This window comes from Providencia sp. PROV109 (assembly GCF_033681625.1).
Lineage (GTDB): Bacteria > Pseudomonadota > Gammaproteobacteria > Enterobacterales > Enterobacteriaceae > Providencia > Providencia hangzhouensis.
On record NZ_CP096320.1, the window covers coordinates 626,146 to 642,055 of the forward strand.

At 45.0% G+C, this 15,910-nt stretch carries 9 protein-coding genes and 3 pseudogenes; 9 read left to right on the forward strand and 3 right to left on the reverse strand.

Annotation, left to right across the window (positions count from 1 at the left end):
• Window positions 1-753: 753 nt before the first annotated feature.
• Both bla and M1F25_RS02780 read right to left on the reverse strand, forming a co-directional pair.
• The gene (gene bla, locus M1F25_RS02775; protein ID WP_181489217.1) at window positions 754-1,617 is read right to left on the reverse strand and encodes a class A beta-lactamase; all 864 of its coding nucleotides are present in this window, start codon (window positions 1,615-1,617) and stop codon (window positions 754-756) included.
• 466 nt (window positions 1,618-2,083) lie between these two features.
• Window positions 2,084-2,194 (reverse strand): annotated as a pseudogene (locus tag M1F25_RS02780) (UV protection and mutation protein); the annotation flags it as partial.
• Between the two features lie 640 nt (window positions 2,195-2,834).
• Between M1F25_RS02780 and M1F25_RS02785 the strand changes: the two are divergent.
• The 7 genes and pseudogenes from M1F25_RS02785 to M1F25_RS02815 form a co-directional block, all read left to right on the forward strand.
• Window positions 2,835-3,740, forward strand: coding sequence for a 3'-5' exonuclease (locus M1F25_RS02785; protein WP_181489219.1), 906 nt, complete (start codon window positions 2,835-2,837; stop codon window positions 3,738-3,740).
• 213 nt (window positions 3,741-3,953) lie between these two features.
• Window positions 3,954-4,253 (forward strand): hypothetical protein, encoded by a 300-nt coding sequence (locus M1F25_RS02790; protein WP_074989776.1) that lies wholly within the window; start codon window positions 3,954-3,956, stop codon window positions 4,251-4,253.
• Window positions 4,254-4,570: 317 nt separating this feature from the next.
• Window positions 4,571-5,494, forward strand: a complete 924-nt coding sequence (locus M1F25_RS02795) for a WYL domain-containing protein (RefSeq protein WP_181489221.1) — start codon at window positions 4,571-4,573, stop codon at window positions 5,492-5,494.
• A gap of 113 nt (window positions 5,495-5,607) precedes the next feature.
• Entirely contained in the window at window positions 5,608-8,031 is a 2,424-nt protein-coding gene (locus tag M1F25_RS02800) for a type I restriction-modification system subunit M (protein WP_181489223.1), read from the forward strand.
• Between the two features lie 6 nt (window positions 8,032-8,037).
• Window positions 8,038-9,327 (forward strand): restriction endonuclease subunit S, encoded by a 1,290-nt coding sequence (locus M1F25_RS02805; RefSeq protein ID WP_011788460.1) that lies wholly within the window; start codon window positions 8,038-8,040, stop codon window positions 9,325-9,327.
• Window positions 9,328-9,336: 9 nt separating this feature from the next.
• Complete coding sequence (locus M1F25_RS02810; protein ID WP_181489225.1) at window positions 9,337-10,500, forward strand: DUF4268 domain-containing protein; 1,164 nt, start codon at window positions 9,337-9,339, stop codon at window positions 10,498-10,500.
• 14 nt (window positions 10,501-10,514) lie between these two features.
• A pseudogene (locus tag M1F25_RS02815) lies at window positions 10,515-12,398 on the forward strand (type I restriction endonuclease subunit R); the annotation flags it as partial.
• A 7-nt stretch (window positions 12,399-12,405) separates the two neighbouring features.
• Here M1F25_RS02815 and M1F25_RS02820 read toward each other — a convergent pair.
• A protein-coding gene (locus M1F25_RS02820) for an IS3 family transposase (protein WP_094963266.1) occupies window positions 12,406-13,574 on the reverse strand; the annotation gives its coding sequence in 2 pieces (ribosomal slippage) (window positions 12,406-13,325 and window positions 13,325-13,574; 1,170 coding nt in all).
• A 73-nt stretch (window positions 13,575-13,647) separates the two neighbouring features.
• Between M1F25_RS02820 and M1F25_RS02825 the strand changes: the two are divergent.
• Window positions 13,648-14,784: pseudogene (locus M1F25_RS02825) on the forward strand (UvrB domain 3-containing protein); the annotation flags it as partial.
• Between the two features lie 22 nt (window positions 14,785-14,806).
• Window positions 14,807-15,892, forward strand: coding sequence for an ATP-binding protein (locus M1F25_RS02830; protein ID WP_181489229.1), 1,086 nt, complete (start codon window positions 14,807-14,809; stop codon window positions 15,890-15,892).
• The last annotated feature ends 18 nt before the right edge of the window (window positions 15,893-15,910 follow it).

Sequence of the window (15,910 nt, forward strand, 5' to 3'; positions counted from 1 at the left end):
TTAGACAGCTCAGCGAGGAGTTTAAAGAAATACCGGACAAGTCTCTGTCTGCCTGAGTATTTTACTTCAGCAGCCAGAAAACAGTTTGAGTAAAGCGCGCCATAGAAAAGGCGCTGAATGCTCAGAAAAGCATTTGTTCGAAGGTCTAGAGTGCTTGTGATAGGTGGATGGTTGATTAGCCACAGGAAACATTCGAAGTAGAACACAGCCCTATTAGCGCTCCGCCGCTGGGACGGCGGTAAATTAGCAAGGTGAGATTGAATTAGAAGCAAAACATTACCGGACAGAACCAGAAACTGGAAATTCTTATCTGTGTGGCCTTTCGTAATGATACCTTGGGGAAAACTTTTTGGGGAAACCCGACTCATAAAGAGATCTCACTCACCTTGCTCTACAAGATAAGCCTACTATAAAAAACTGTATATACATACAGTTTTTTATAGCGCGAGATACTGCTAAATGACCACACTGCTCAACTACGGCCGCAGATAACTACCGTATAGCCGTCTCTGAGGAGCAGCGTTAAAGGGGGAGAGGGCATACGCTCACTGTTGCTTTAACAGAGCCAACTGAAATTTCCGGAACCGGACGTTAGATGATTTTCCTGCGCATATACCGGAGTCGGCACAATGCGGACATACGGAGCGGCCTGATCGATGTCTTTAGCTGCGATTTAGCTGCCGCTATAAAGGAAGATTGAAAGAACACCTCTCATCTTATGATGCTGAGGTGCTTAGTACCCGCCAAGTTGCCTTAGTTATAAGAAGCGAAAATTTCTCTACCTATTTTGGCAATAGCTTTATCTCTCTCGTCAAACGAAGCTTCAGTCTGGGTGAGATATATCGCAACAATTAATGGCTGCTGTTCATTTGACCAAATCGCAGCGGTGATTCCCCTAGACCCAAAACCACCAGCACCCGACCTATCAGCAATTGACCACCCCTCTGGTAGCACTGAACGCAACAAGCTATCGGACACCTTGTTGCCAGCCATCCATTCAATTAATTGTTCTTTAGAGCCACTTGAGAGTTTCTCGCCATAAAGCAGTTTCCCGAGGCTTTTTACAATCGCGTTAGGTGTTGTTGTATCACGCTCATCCCCGCTTCGCGCTTCATTTAAATGAGGCTCTATACGATCCAGTCGCGTTACTTCATCACCGAGTTCTTTCATGAACAAGGTCAATTCAGATGGGCCACTAATACCGTCCAGTACTATATTAGCCGCTGTGTTGTCACTCATAACCAATGCAGCCGTGCAAGCCTGCTTGAGGGAAAAGCTCTCTCCAACAAGCTTTTCTGTTATCGGCGACCAAGTAATAAGGTCTTGTTCCTCAATCTTCACAGATCGATCAATCGACAGCTTCGCCGTTTCAACATCGTGGAGCAATTTCGCACATGCAAGAGGTTTAAAGGTGCTCATCAACGGAAAACGTGAATCGCCGTTGTAATGCCAAAGGTAACCATCAGAAACGCTGTAGATTGAGACTCCTACTTTAGCACCCAGGTTTTGCTCTACCTCTTTGATGCTGTTGACTATCAGGTCTGGAGAAGAGTTGGCAGGAATGCTGAGGGTTAAGCTGCTTAACAGCGATACAAAAACAACAAATTTGGAGTACATACGATAGTTTTTTCCTAGATATAAAGAAAGGTGTTTCCTGCTCGCGATGATACATCAAAACGAATATCGATTAAAGAATTAGCGTCTGTTATGGGTCGCGACCTGCGGTTTAAAGCAGCTTCGAGTGAAAGAGAATTGCGTCTGCTTTACCAGTTTGTTTAAAAACTCTCACGGTTCGGAGTGGGCCAGCGCTTATCGAGGCCACCGAAGTTGTTCCGTCTCGCCTGAGTCGGACAAGGCCATTTATATTATTTAGTTAACTAGCCTAACTCAACTTTGCTCGGATGAGCGCTAAGGCAACCAATTAGGGGATCCCAGCGGGGATCAGTGAAAAAACTCGACCGAGTGATAGTTGTCAACGCCGTAAAAGTAGGTATGAACGAGATTTATCTTACTATCTTATTATTTTTTCGTTATTTATTAATAGATTTCAGAACATTGACAAAAAAGAGCAATATGGGAAAAGGGCTGGTGAGGGAAAACCAGCAGAAACACGTTCCATGAACAATGGAATACGAAGGCGCTAGGCTTTGATGAAGGCAAGTGCGCCGCTACGGCCTATCAGCGAGACACTCATGACGAACCTCGAAAAATCACAATTGATACTGTTTGTTTATACAGTATCTAATGCTATGCTGATTTCTACAAGTAAAATTGTAGGTAAAACTGTAGTTGTTCGAGTAAGACGCTGTGTTGTCGGTGATTTATTTTTTGTGATGAAAAACTAGATGTGGGGGATCGCTCGCCCTCGTCAAAGCCTGCAAGGCTTGGACAATACTGCTTCTGCCTACTGCTCTTGTTTCTGTTACTGATCCTGTTACTGCTACTGGTTAACGCATGGGTCAAGTAACCGTCAGGCAAGGCTTGTTGAACCCTTTGCAAAGAGTTTCAAAACAGTTAGTAAAATTCTGCTTCGTATTGAATTTACTGGCTTAAAGCGAAGTCAGGAGCATCTTTAAAATGCTCAGTCGAACTCAGTTCAAGCCTTTTGCAACCGTTTGAAAAGGGGTTGGCTAAGCCATAAGTAAAGGGTATCGGTAAGGGTTACCTAAATGGTTTAGCTAAGGCTTTCTGAAAGGCTTAGCCAAAGCCTTCATACATGGGTTCACCTATTAGAAAGATTAAAAAAACGCTGAGGTATCCAAGGTGCATTTTGTACAACCTGTGGCACAGTGAAATAACCCAAAGCGAACAATAGAATTGAAGAGGAACCATCAATGACAAGAGCCCCTGCGCCATTTCCGCTAGAGCGCCTCGCGGATATCCCAGAAAGGCCAGAAGATTTTAGATTGCTGGAGCGTATTCCATTAACGCGTGAGCCGCAGTCCTGGCCACTTGAACTATCTCCCATGGTCGGTGATGAACAGCCAATGGTGCTGCTCGATACTGAGACAACCGGACTGTCTGCCGATGACGAGTCCATTATTGAGCTTGGTTTGGTTAAGGTGCTTTACAGCCCGTCGGCTAAGCGGATTGTGTCTATTGTTGATGTGATCAGCCTGTATGATGATCCCGGCAAGCCAATCCCCGAACTGATTACCGAGTTAACCGGTATCACCGATGAGATGGTGCAAGGCCAGCGCATTGATGATGCAATGGTTGCGAGTTGGTTATCCGATGATCCGCTGGTGGTTGCGCACAATGCACAGTTTGATCGTCCTTTCTTTGAAAAGCGGTTTGCCGCATTAGGCCATCTATCTTGGGCCTGTTCAGCCAGCGGCATAGATTGGAAAGCACTGGGCTTTGAAAGTCGGAAACTTGAGTACCTGCTGCTTCGCTTAGGTTGGTTCTATGAAGGACACCGAGCTGCAACCGATTGTTTGGCGATGGCCTGGTTGTTTCATTTGTTGCCCGAGTCCGTTGCAAACTTGTTGTCTGAAGCAGACAGGCGAACTGTGTTAGTTCGTGCGTTTGGTGCGCCGTTTGACGTAAAGGACTATTTAAAAGAGCGCGGTTACCGCTGGCATGACGGTGTTAAAGGTGCCAACAAACATTGGTGGCGCGAAATCAGCGAAGACGAGTTGCCGCAGGAACAAACTTACCTGGATGATTTGTATCATCGTGGCTCAGAACATGCCCACTATGACTACAAAGATGCCCGCAATCGATTTAAAGCTTTGTAGCTCTCTACAAGGTAAGCCTTGCATATTTGAAAACCTCTGGAAAATGGAAAGTGAACTTACGTTATACCCAAACTACTTGGTGTTGCAGCTAGGCGGCAAGTGAGCGAATGCCCATGAGCATAGATCTTCTATGTGATTGGGGTGAGCGAATGCAGGTAACACCGCTGCGGCTGCAAGTAGGCAGGGTATATAACCAACAAGAGGAATCTTTCCATGTACCAAGACACCTACATTGAATACTGGGGCGAAATCTTCGTCTCTGCCCGCATCATTGAATTTGGCATCACGTTTGAGCGCTTTATTAAAGATCCATGGAAGCACTTGATGTCCTGTGGTCAAGAGTCTGCTCCAGACGCGATTGCTGAAGGGATGTTGCCATTGCTACCATCCCAGGCGGAAGTTGCTAGGCGCATTCGGGAAAGTGAGCAACGAGCCCAGATGTCTACAGAGTCGGACAAAGGGGTATCTCATCGTGGCAACATCGTGGTGCCATTGGTTCGGGTAGCGCATTGATAGCGGCTATCAGCAATGGCATGAAACAATGTCTTCACGCCCATACCTGAGCGGCAATTGCATTCCAGATCAAAAAGTTGCCGCTTACTCTTCCCTACAAAATAATTTGTGATAGGATGATACCTAATAAAATTAATTAGGTTGAAGCCTATTCAGTGTTTTATGGCCATCTGTCCAGCTTCAACCGGTAGAGATTGATTAGTCATTGCGGATGAAGAGCAGCATTGAGTGATGCTTTTCAATGTGATTACGCGATGTCGGTCCGTACTTTATAAACAGAGTTTTAAGAATCTGGTTGAATTGGATAAACAAGACGCATGACAAATGATGGTCTAAAACAAACGGTAGTGGCGAAGCCAGATAGGCTTTCGCAGATAGCGCAGTTGCCACAAGCAACCAGGGATCGCATTGCCCATATCGATTTCACCTTATTGTTTAAGGGAGAAGCGGTACGGGCGGATTTAGTCGATCGCTTCAGCATAGCCGCCGCACAAGCAACGAAAGACTTCACAATGTACCGAGAGCTTGCGCCTGGCAACATTGAGTATGATCAAAAGCTCAAGTTGCACAAGCGTGGTGAAGCATTTGAACCCCTGTTCGACTACGACGTTGTGAGAACTCTGGCAACCATTAGCCAAGGCTACGGCGATGGCTTCACTGGAAAGGTAAAACCACCTCTGGCTTGTGAAGCGCCTTATCACCTTAACAAGCCGAGTTTATCGATAGTAGCGAAAGTCACCGAGGCCATCCACAAAGGCAAAGCCTTGAGTATCACCTATGTGTCGTTATCGAGCGGTGAAACAACGCGTGAAATTGTACCGCATACGCTGGTGGACAATGGCCTGCGTTGGCATGTTCGTGGTTTTGACCGCAAGCATGGTGAGTTCCGTGACTTTGTATTGACCCGCATTAAAGCTGCGGTTGTGCTTGAAGATTCCACTTTGTCTGAAACGGAGCTCGAAACCCAAGACCGGCAATGGAACCGATTTGTAGAGCTTGAGTTAGTGCCACACCCACGTATTGAGCACAGCGAAGCGATAGAGCTGGACTATGGCATGACGGGTGGCGTTCTAAAGGTTGAGATTAGAGCAGCAACCGCTGGCTATTTGCTACGCCAATGGCATGTGGATTGTTCTACGGAACACTCATTAATGGGCTTTGAGTATCAGCTTTGGTTGCGTAACAGCCAGGCTCTTTATGGTGTCACAAACTTAAGTATTGCGCCGGGTAGAACAAGTTAATCGAACGATGTAGCGACCATTGAGACGTTACATAAAGAACAGAATTTTAAATTTATAGTGAAGCCGTTGCAGCAACCTAGTGGGGTGCAACCAACACTGAACAGGAAAAGAAAATGGATCATAGTGTACATAACAAGCTCATCTCATTTATTTGGAATATTGCCGACGACTGTTTACGGGATGTGTACGTTCGCGGTAAGTACCGTGATGTGATTTTACCTATGGTGGTATTACGACGTTTAGATACGTTACTTGAACCCACCAAAGAAGCGGTGCTTGAAGAGGTAAAGTTCCAAAAAGAAGAGATGCAAGCCACGGAGCTTGATGATGAACCATTGAAGGCGGCCAGTGGCTATGTCTTTTACAATACATCTAAATGGACGCTGAAATCCCTATTCAACACCGCAACAAATAACCAACAGATATTACTCGCCAACTTTGAAGAGTACCTGCTTGGCTTTAGCGATAATGTTAAAGAGATCATTGAATGCTTTAACCTTAAATCGCAAATTCGTCACATGGCCTCAAAGCAAGTCCTTCTTGATGTCGTCGAAAAGTTTGTTTCCCCTTACATCAATTTAACTCATGAAACGGTCGAAGACCCGGATGGCAACAAGATGCCAGCCCTTACTAACCTGGGTATGGGTTATGTGTTCGAAGAGTTGATCCGCAAGTTCAACGAAGAAAACAATGAAGAAGCAGGCGAACACTTTACGCCACGTGAAGTTATTGAACTGATGACGCACCTGGTGTTTGACCCTGTGAAAGACCAGTTGCCGCTTACCATGACAGTATATGATCCTGCGTGTGGTAGTGGTGGTATGTTGACTGAATCTCAAAACTTCATTGAAGAGAAATACCCTAACGACAGCCGTGATGTTTACCTTTACGGCAAAGAGATCAACGACGAGACCTACGCGATTTGTAAATCGGACATGATGATCAAAGGCAACAACCCTGAGAACATCAAAGTAGGCTCAACCTTGTCTACCGATGAGTTCGCGGCTTCACGCTTTGACTTTATGTTGTCTAACCCGCCATATGGTAAGAGTTGGGCGTCTGAACAGAAGCACATTAAAGACGGCAGTGATGTGATTGACCCGCGTTTTAAGGTTAGCCTGAAAGACTATTGGGGAAATCTCGAAGTGGTGGATGCCACGCCACGTTCAAGTGATGGCCAGCTGCTCTTCTTAATGGAAATGGTCAACAAGATGAAAGATCCAAGCGTAAGCCCATTAGGCAGCCGGATTGCTTCTGTTCATAATGGCTCATCGCTCTTTACCGGTGATGCGGGCGGTGGTGAAAGTAACATTCGTCGCTTCATCATTGAAAACGACATGCTAGATGCCATCGTTCAGTTACCTAATAACCTGTTCTATAACACCGGCATTACCACTTACATTTGGGTGTTGAACAACAATAAACCCGAGGCACGTAAAGGTAAGGTGCAACTGATTGATGCCAGCTTGCTATACCGTAAGTTGCGTAAGAACTTAGGTAACAAAAACTGCGAATTTGCGCCTGCGCACATCACGGAAATTACCGATACTTACCTCGCGTGTGTGGGCGTTGAAAGAGCACTTGATGCAAACAATGATCCTGTTGGCATAGCCAGCAAAGTGTTTAGCAATGACGACTTTGGCTATTACAAAGTCACTATCGAGCGCCCAGACCGCCGAAGAGCCAAGTTCACTCAAGACGCAATAGCCCCACTGCGTTTTGATAAGCAGCTTAGTGAAGTGATGGAGTACGTGTACGCAGAGCACGGCGAACGTGTTTACGAAAAAACTGGCTATGGTACTGAAAAGAAAAAGAGCTTCTTGAAATCCATTGAGAAAGACATTCTTTCTTGGTGTGAAGATAACGACATCAGTCTCAATGCCAAAGCTAAAGCAAAACTGCTCGATGTGAAACATTGGCTGGCGCTTAAAGCATTGCTTGAAACGGCAGAAACGCTGATGGCTGACATCGGTAGCATTGAATTTGATGACTTCAATAGTTTTAAAACCCAAGTTGATAAATCGCTAAAAGCCCATGCTATTAAGCTTTCAGCACCTGAGAAAAATGCCATCCTGAACGCGGTGAGCTGGTATGACGAAACCGCCAAGAAAGTGGTGAAAAAGATCGTTAAATTAACGGGTGATAAATTAAACGACCTGCTGGAGCGCTATGAGTGTGAAGTCGCTGACCTGCCAGATTTTGGTTATTACCCCGTTCCTACAACAGAAGGCGGCAAAAAAGGCGAGTTCATTACTTACGAGACCAACTCAGACCTGCGTGACACAGAATCTGTCCCACTGAAGCAAAGCATTTACCAGTACTTCCTAGACGAAGTGAAGCCTCATGTTGATGAAGCATGGATAAACCTAGATACGGTAAAAATTGGCTATGAAATCAGCTTCAATAAGTATTTCTACCGTCATAAACCGCTGCGTAGTTTAGAGGAGGTCGCAACCGATATTATCAACCTAGAACAAAAAGCCGAAGGTCTTATTGCGCAGATATTGGGCGTCGCAGTAGAAAAGGTTCAGGGGTAAGCAGTTATGATAAATATTGCTGAAATGCCTAAATATCAAACTTACAAGGACTCTACCGAGGGCTGGATTGGTGATGTACCGGAACACTGGGATATTAGAAAGTTAAAGCATCTCTTTTATGAAAAGAAGCATCGGCCAAATATGAGCTTGAATAGCGGTGCTATTAGTTTTGGAAAAGTTGTTACAAAAGATGATGAAAAGATATTACTGAGCACTAAAGCCTCTTATCAGGAGGTATTATCTGGTGAGTTTTTAATAAATCCGTTAAATCTTAATTACGACTTGATCAGTTTGAGAATTGCTCTTTCAGAAATCGATGTGGTTGTTAGTGCAGGATATATCGTCATTAAAGAAAAGGAAGAACTGCAAAAGCAGTATTTCAAATATCTTTTGCACAGATACGATGTTGCTTACATGAAGCTATTGGGTTCAGGGGTACGACAAACAATTAGTTTTAACCATATTGCGAATAGCTTGCTGGTATTTCCACCTCTAGAAGAACAATCCCTTATTGCCAACTACCTCGAAAAGAAAACAGCACAAGTAGACGAAGCTATAGCTATCAAAGAACAGCAAATTAGCCTGCTCAAAGAGCGTAAGCAGATCATCATCCAACAGGCGGTGACCCAAGGGCTTGACCCCAATGTGCCAATGAAAGACTCCGGTGTGGATTGGATTGGTAAGGTTCCAGCGCATTGGGAAGTCCGTCGTAGCAAGTTTGTATTTACTCAAAGAAAAGAGCGGGCTTGGAAAGATGACGTACAGCTTTCTGCAACTCAAGCTTATGGTGTTATACCGCAAGACCAGTATGAAGAGTTAACGGGTAAACGCGTTGTCAAAATTCAGTTTCATTTAGATAAAAGAAAGCACGTCGAAAAGGACGACTTTGTAATCAGCATGAGAAGTTTCCAAGGCGGCTTAGAGCGTGCCTGGTCGCAAGGATGTATCCGGTCCTCCTATGTAGTCCTGAGAGCATTAGATGAAATTGATCCTTCTTTCTATGGGTATTTATTAAAGCTACCCTCTTACATCGCAGCTTTGCAGCAGACAGCAAGTTTCATTAGAGATGGTCAAGACCTAAATTTTGACAACTTTTCAAAGGTTGACTTGTTTATTCCGCCCATTGAAGAGCAAAAAGAAATAGCTAACTACGTCAGCGCTTTTATGAAGTCTTCTGATGAAGGCATTGAGTTGCTATTTGCACAAATCGAAAAGCTCAAAGAATACAAAACCTCCCTGATCAACAGCGCCGTGACAGGGAAAATAAAAATCACCCCAGAAATGATTGAGCAATAGGACGCGATTATGTTCACGGTAAATCATCAAACCAACAGAATCAGTCCTGTTAGGACAAAGAAGTTCAGTGAGTTGGGCTTTACAGAGCGCAAGCATCTTCAGGAATGGTTGGCACACGAGCCTTCCGCACTGGGTGAAGAGCTACTGATTATTCAAAAGGAGTTTGATGGCTTTGATGATACCCGTGAACGCCTAGATTTACTGGCACTGGATAAAGATGGCAACTTGGTCATTATTGAAAACAAGCTGGACGACAGTGGCCGAGATGTGGTGTGGCAGGCGCTTAAATATGCCTCGTACTGTGCAAGTTTAACCAAAGCGCAAATAGTTGAAATTTACCAGCAGTACTTAGACCGCTATGAGCCTGTAGCAGGAGAGGTTGACCTGTTAAATACCCCTGCAAGTGCATCGGCGAGAATATGTGAGTTTTTGGATGCGCCCGATCTCGATGAGTTAAAACTCAACCTGGGTAACAGCCAGCGCATTATGTTGGTTGCGGCAAACTTTCGCAAGGAAGTGACCAGCACAGCGCTATGGTTATTGGGTCAAGGCATTAGCATTGCCTGCTTCAAAATCACTCCTTATTCACTGGGTGAACAGCTACTGATTAATATTGACCAGATCATCCCAACGCCAGAAGCGAAAGAGTTGATGATCGGTATTAATGCTAAGGAAGCGGAAGAAAAAACCACCGAAGTGGTACTAAAAAACCGCCATACCGTGCGTCGCGAGTACTGGGAGCGTGCCTTAGAGGCGTTTCAGAAAAGCGCTTGCCAACTCTATAACAATATTAGCCCAAGCAAAGATCATTGGTTATCAGCAGGCTCAGGGCTAAGTGGATGTCCGTATAACCTGATATTTCTGCAAAAAGAGCTTCGAGTAGAGCTTTGGATCAGCCGTGGGGTTACCGAAGAGAATAAATACCTTTTTGATTTTTTGAGTCAGTCCAAACAAGACATTGAGCATACTTTTGGTGCAGAACTTGAGTGGATGAGACTGGATGAGAAGAAATCTTGCCGTATTCAGTTTTCGACCAAAGCTGATGGGTTTAACAAAGAGACTTGGCCCCAAGCGGTTGCGTGGCACTTAGAGCAGATGACAAAGTTAGAAAAAGCCTTAAAAGGACCGCTGCAAAAAGCGGCTGAGGCAATGAAACAGAAGAATTTTGATTAAGGGAATTTACAATTATGGTCAGTCAAACCAATGAACAAGCATTAGAGTCGGCCATTGAGAAATGTCTGGCTGGGATCAGTACTGAAGAGCTCAAAGAGGGGCTGAGTCAGCAGTCACTGGGTGCTGGATACTTCATTGGTGCTGCTAGTGACTTTAATATGCAATATGCCATTGATGAACGTTTTTTCTGGCAATTTCTGCAAAAGACACAAGAAGTAGAGTTGGCCAAACTGCAAAAGAACAACCCCTCAGATTGGCAGCGTAAGTTACTCGAACGATTTGACCGACTGATTAAGAAGCATGGCATTCTTCATTTACTTAAGAAAGGGCTAAGCGTAGACGATGCTCACTTCAATTTGCTCTATCCAGCCCCTTTGGCAAGCAGCAGTGAAAAGGTAAAGCAAAACTTTGCAGACAACGTGTTTAGTTGTACTCGCCAAGTGCGCTATTCCATGGCAAATCCCCTACAAGAAATCGACATGGTATTGTTTATCAACGGAATACCATTGATAACGCTGGAGTTGAAGAACGCATGGACGGGGCAAACAGCACGTTATCACGGCCAAAAGCAGTATCGAGATGATCGAGATGCAACGCAAGCCTTGCTGACCTTTGGCCGCTGCCTAGTGCATATGGCGGTCGATACCGACGAAGTGTATATGACCACTAAGTTATCAGGTGGCAGTACCTTCTTCTTGCCGTTCAATAAAGGACACAATCTTGGACAGGGTAATCCACCTAACCCAACTGGCCATAAAACGGCATACCTATGGCAAAAAGTATTCACTAAAGAAAGCTTGGCGAATATTATTCAGCATTTTGTGCGTCTGGATGGATCAAGCAAAGATCCATTACCAAAGCGAACCTTATTCTTTCCTCGATACCACCAATTGGATGTGGTGAGAAAATTGGTAGACCATGCCGCCCAGCACGGTGTCGGTCAGACTTACTTAATTCAACACTCTGCCGGGTCAGGTAAGTCTAATTCGATTACCTGGGCTGCTTATCAGTTAATTGAAACCTATCCTGCTTCGTCTGATGTAGCCGGTGGAAAAAGCCTGGAGCAGCCGTTATTTGACTCTGTAATTGTGGTTACCGATAGACGCTTATTGGACAAGCAGCTGCGGGATAACATTAAAGAGTTTTCTGAAGTAAAGAACATTATTGCCCCGGCGAACAAGTCTTCTGAGCTTAAGCAGGCGCTGGAGAATGGCAAAAAGATCATCATAACGACGATTCAGAAATTTCCGTTCATTATTGATGGTATCGCCGATCTCAGTGACAAGCGCTTTGCGGTGATCATCGATGAAGCACACAGCTCACAGTCTGGTTCGGCGCATGACAATATGAACCGAGCGATGGGCAAGTCTGAAGTCGAAGAGGCCGAAGATGCCCAGGATAAAATCCTTCAGGCGATGAAATCGCGCAAGATGCGCGGGAATGCGTCGTACCTGGCATTTACAGCGACACCAAAAAACAGCACTTTAGAGAAATTTGGTCAACGCCAAGAAGATGGCTCTTTCAAGCCGTTTCACTTGTATTCGATGAAACAAGCCATTGAAGAAGGCTTCATCTTGGATGTCCTGGCAAATTATACGACGTACAAAAGTTATTATGAGATTGAGAAATCAATCGCTGATAACCCTGAGTTTGATACCAAAAAGGCACAGAAAAAACTCAGAGCTTATGTAGAGCGAAGCCAGCAAACAATTGATACCAAGGCAGAGATTATGCTGGAGCATTTTGTTCCACATGTCGTGAATGCGAAAAAGCTCAAAGGTAAAGGTAAGGGAATGGTGGTCACTCAAAATATTGAGACGGCCATTCGATACTACAAAGCGATTAAGCGGACACTTGAGGAGCAAGGAAACCCGTTTAAAGTTGCCATTGCTTTCTCTGTAGTGGTCAACTAAAATTGGCCACGGTTTTAGAGTTTTTCCGGTATTGGTTTTCTGATTCGTTTGGTGGTAATCCACCGTTATATTCATGCGGCCTGACTTCGCTGTAATACCCGACGATATAATCCGTTATTGCATGGGCTGCTTCACTGAAGCTGATGTAGCCGGTCACCGGCACCCACTCATTTTTCAGACTTCTGAAGAAGCGCTCCATCGGGCTGTTATCCCAGCAGTTACCACGCCTACTCATACTTTGTTTTATCCGGTATCGCCACAGTAACTGTCGGAACTGCCTGCTTGTATAGTGGCTACCCTGATCACTGTGGAACATGAGCCCGGATGGCTTATTTCGTATTTCCCATGCCATTTTCAGCGCTTTGGTTGTCAGTTTGCTGTCCGGAGAAAATGACATTGCCCAGCCCACGGGTTTCCTTGCGAACAGGTCGAGTACAACGGCCAGGTATGCCCAGCGTTTACCGGTCCAGATATACGTTACGTCGCCGCACCATACCTGATTGGGCTCTGTCACTGCGAACTGTCGCTCAAGGTGGTTCGGGATAGCAATGTGTTCATGACCGCCACGTTTATACCGGTGAACAGGCTGCTGACAGCTCACCAGCCCCATCTCCTTCATTAGCCGTCCGGCAAGCCATCGTCCCATCCGGAAGCCCCTGTGTGTTGCCATTACAGCGATACTTCTTGCACCTGCTGAGCCATGACTGAGGCCGTGCAGCTCCTGAACCTGACTACGTAATACGGCTCTCCTGCCGTCCGGATTGTCAGGCCGGTTTTCCCGGTATCTATAGCTGCTGCGGTGAACTCCGAACACGCAGCAAAGAGTGGCCACAGGATAATGCGCTCTGAGTTTCCCGATCACCGAGACCTGTTCAGGGAGTCTGACATCAAGAGCGCGGTAGCCTTTTTTAATATTTCGTTTTCCATTTCAATACGTTGAATTTTTTTCTTCAGCTCACGTATCTCAATTTGTTCCGGCGTGATAGGGGATGCTTTCGGTGTTTTGCCTGCCCGTTCGTCCCGTAATTGCTTTACCCACCGCGTCAAGGTGGAAAGCCCGATATTCATGGCTTTCGCGGCATCTGCAACTGTATAGTTCTGATCCACAACCAGCTGGGCTGATTCACGTCTGAATTCTGCACTGAAATTTCGTTTTTTCATTAAGGCACCTGTGTTGTTCTGAGGTGAGCATATCACCTCTGTTCAGGTGGCCAAATTTATTAAACCACTACACTCAGGAACCAAAGAAGTTGACGGTATTGAATATACCGAAGCAGATATTAATGGTTTTGCCGAGTCAGATACCAAAGATATGTTTGATACCGATGAGTATCGACTTTTAGTGGTTGCTAACAAGTATCTGACTGGGTTTGACCAGCCTAAGCTTTGCGCCATGTATGTGGACAAGAAGCTCGCCAGTGTCTTATGTGTACAGACATTGTCTCGTCTCAATCGAAGTGCGCCTAAATGGGGTAAAAAAACTGAAGACCTGTTTGTTTTAGATTTTTTCAACTCGGTTGAAGATATTCAGTCAGCATTCGATCCTTTCTACACAGCAACGTCATTGTCGCAGGCTACAGATATAAACGTGCTGCACGAGTTGAAAGATGAAATGGACGATGTCGGTGTGTACGAGTGGTATGAGGTTGAAGACTTTGTGACGCGCTATTTCAAGAATGAAGACGCTCAGACACTCAGCCCAATCATTGATGTTGCAGCAGCTCGGTTTGACCATGAGCTGGAGCTTGAAGCTGAAGCTAAAGTGGACTTTAAGATTAAAGCCAAGCAGTTCGTGAAAATCTATGGGCAGATGGCTTCTATCATGCCTTATGAAATGGTCAGCTGGGAAAAACTGTTTTGGTTCCTGAAGTTTTTAATACCGAAATTGAAAGTGGAAGATCCCGATGCAGATGCTATTGATGAGCTTCTCGATTCTGTCGATCTGAGTTCATACGGTTTGCAACGTGTGAAGCTTAACCACAGCATTAAACTTAGTGACCAAGAAGCGGAGCTTGATCCTCAAAATCCGAACCCACGTGGGGCGCATGGCGGTGAAAAAGAAACTGACCCGCTGGATGAAATCATTCGCACATTTAATGAACGATGGTTCCAAGGCTGGAGTGCCACACCTGAAGAGCAAAAAGTTAAGTTTGTGAACATCGCTGAGAGTATCCGCAATCACCCAGATTTTGAATCTAAATACAAAAACAACCCAGATCCTCATAATCGAGATTTGGCTTTCGAAAAAATGCTCAAGGAAATTATGCTGCAACGCCGTAAAGACGAACTTGAGCTCTACAAGTTGTTCGCAGGAGATTCAGCATTTAAAGCGTCGTGGACGCAAAGTATGCAACGAATGGTAGGTATGTAGGTAGGTAGAAAGGAGTGATGGTTTGCTGAAGGCAGTCTCAGAGTTATTAGATGGGTCACCAGGCCTGAAAGGACGTCAAATTGCCAAGGAGCTGGGACTGGATAAGTCCCAAGTGAACTCGTTTCTTCACAAAAACCAGGATACGTTTGTGAAAAACTCAAATCATGAATGGTGCTTGATACGGGCTCAGCATGTGGAAATTGATTTCGGTACAGGTTGGATTGATGAGAAAGCCTTTGAGAGTGCTATCGGTAAGCTTGCGTATCAAAAAGATGCAAACAAGATAACATTTAGATTCGGCATCGATTGTAAGTTTTTGCTGATAGCATTGGCCCGTTTTCTTGCTCTCGCGAATCAGCTTACTGCGTATGGTAAGGATGTGGTGATGGATACTACAGCATGTCCTAATACTCACAGTTTTTTCAGCAGAAATGGCTTCTTTGATTATCTTAATCAAAGTGTCACTTGTCTTCCTGAAAGGCCCGTTTTGTCAGCTGCTAAAACTTATCGGGATAATAGCGATACCTTGGTCGAACTAGGAGAAATTGCACAGCCAACCCAAAACAAGGAGCTTGTAATTCGTTTGGGCGACAGGTTTGTAGAGCATTCTTCAGCTAGCTATTTCTTAGCGGCTAAGACTGTTTTTTCAGAGCTTGTAGGCAACGTTACTGATCACAGTGAATCCAAAATACCTGGACTAGCAGGTCTGCAAGTGTATCGACCATATAATAAACCAAAGCATATTCAAACAGTCATATCCGACTCTGGTTTAGGTATTGCCGCTACCTTGAGAACAACGTTACAAAGTGAACATCCGAAGTTGTACGCACAGTTTTCAGCGGAAACTGTTGAGAATGACATTGCGCTCGTTCAAAAAGCATTTACATCTGGTGAGGTTAGTCGCTTTGGTAAAGGCCGGGGGCTAGGCTTTAAGAGTAGTCGAGAGCACGCTAGCAAAGAGAAAGTTATCATTGTTATTAGGCAGCTAACTTTCTCATTGGCTTTGGAATATGCGAAGGGTCAACTCATCAATGTTTCTGAAGATAGAGGGTTGGTCCCTATCACAGGAACCCATATCTGTTTTGACTTCTATGTTGACAATTTCTGATAAATAGTGTCAACTTAA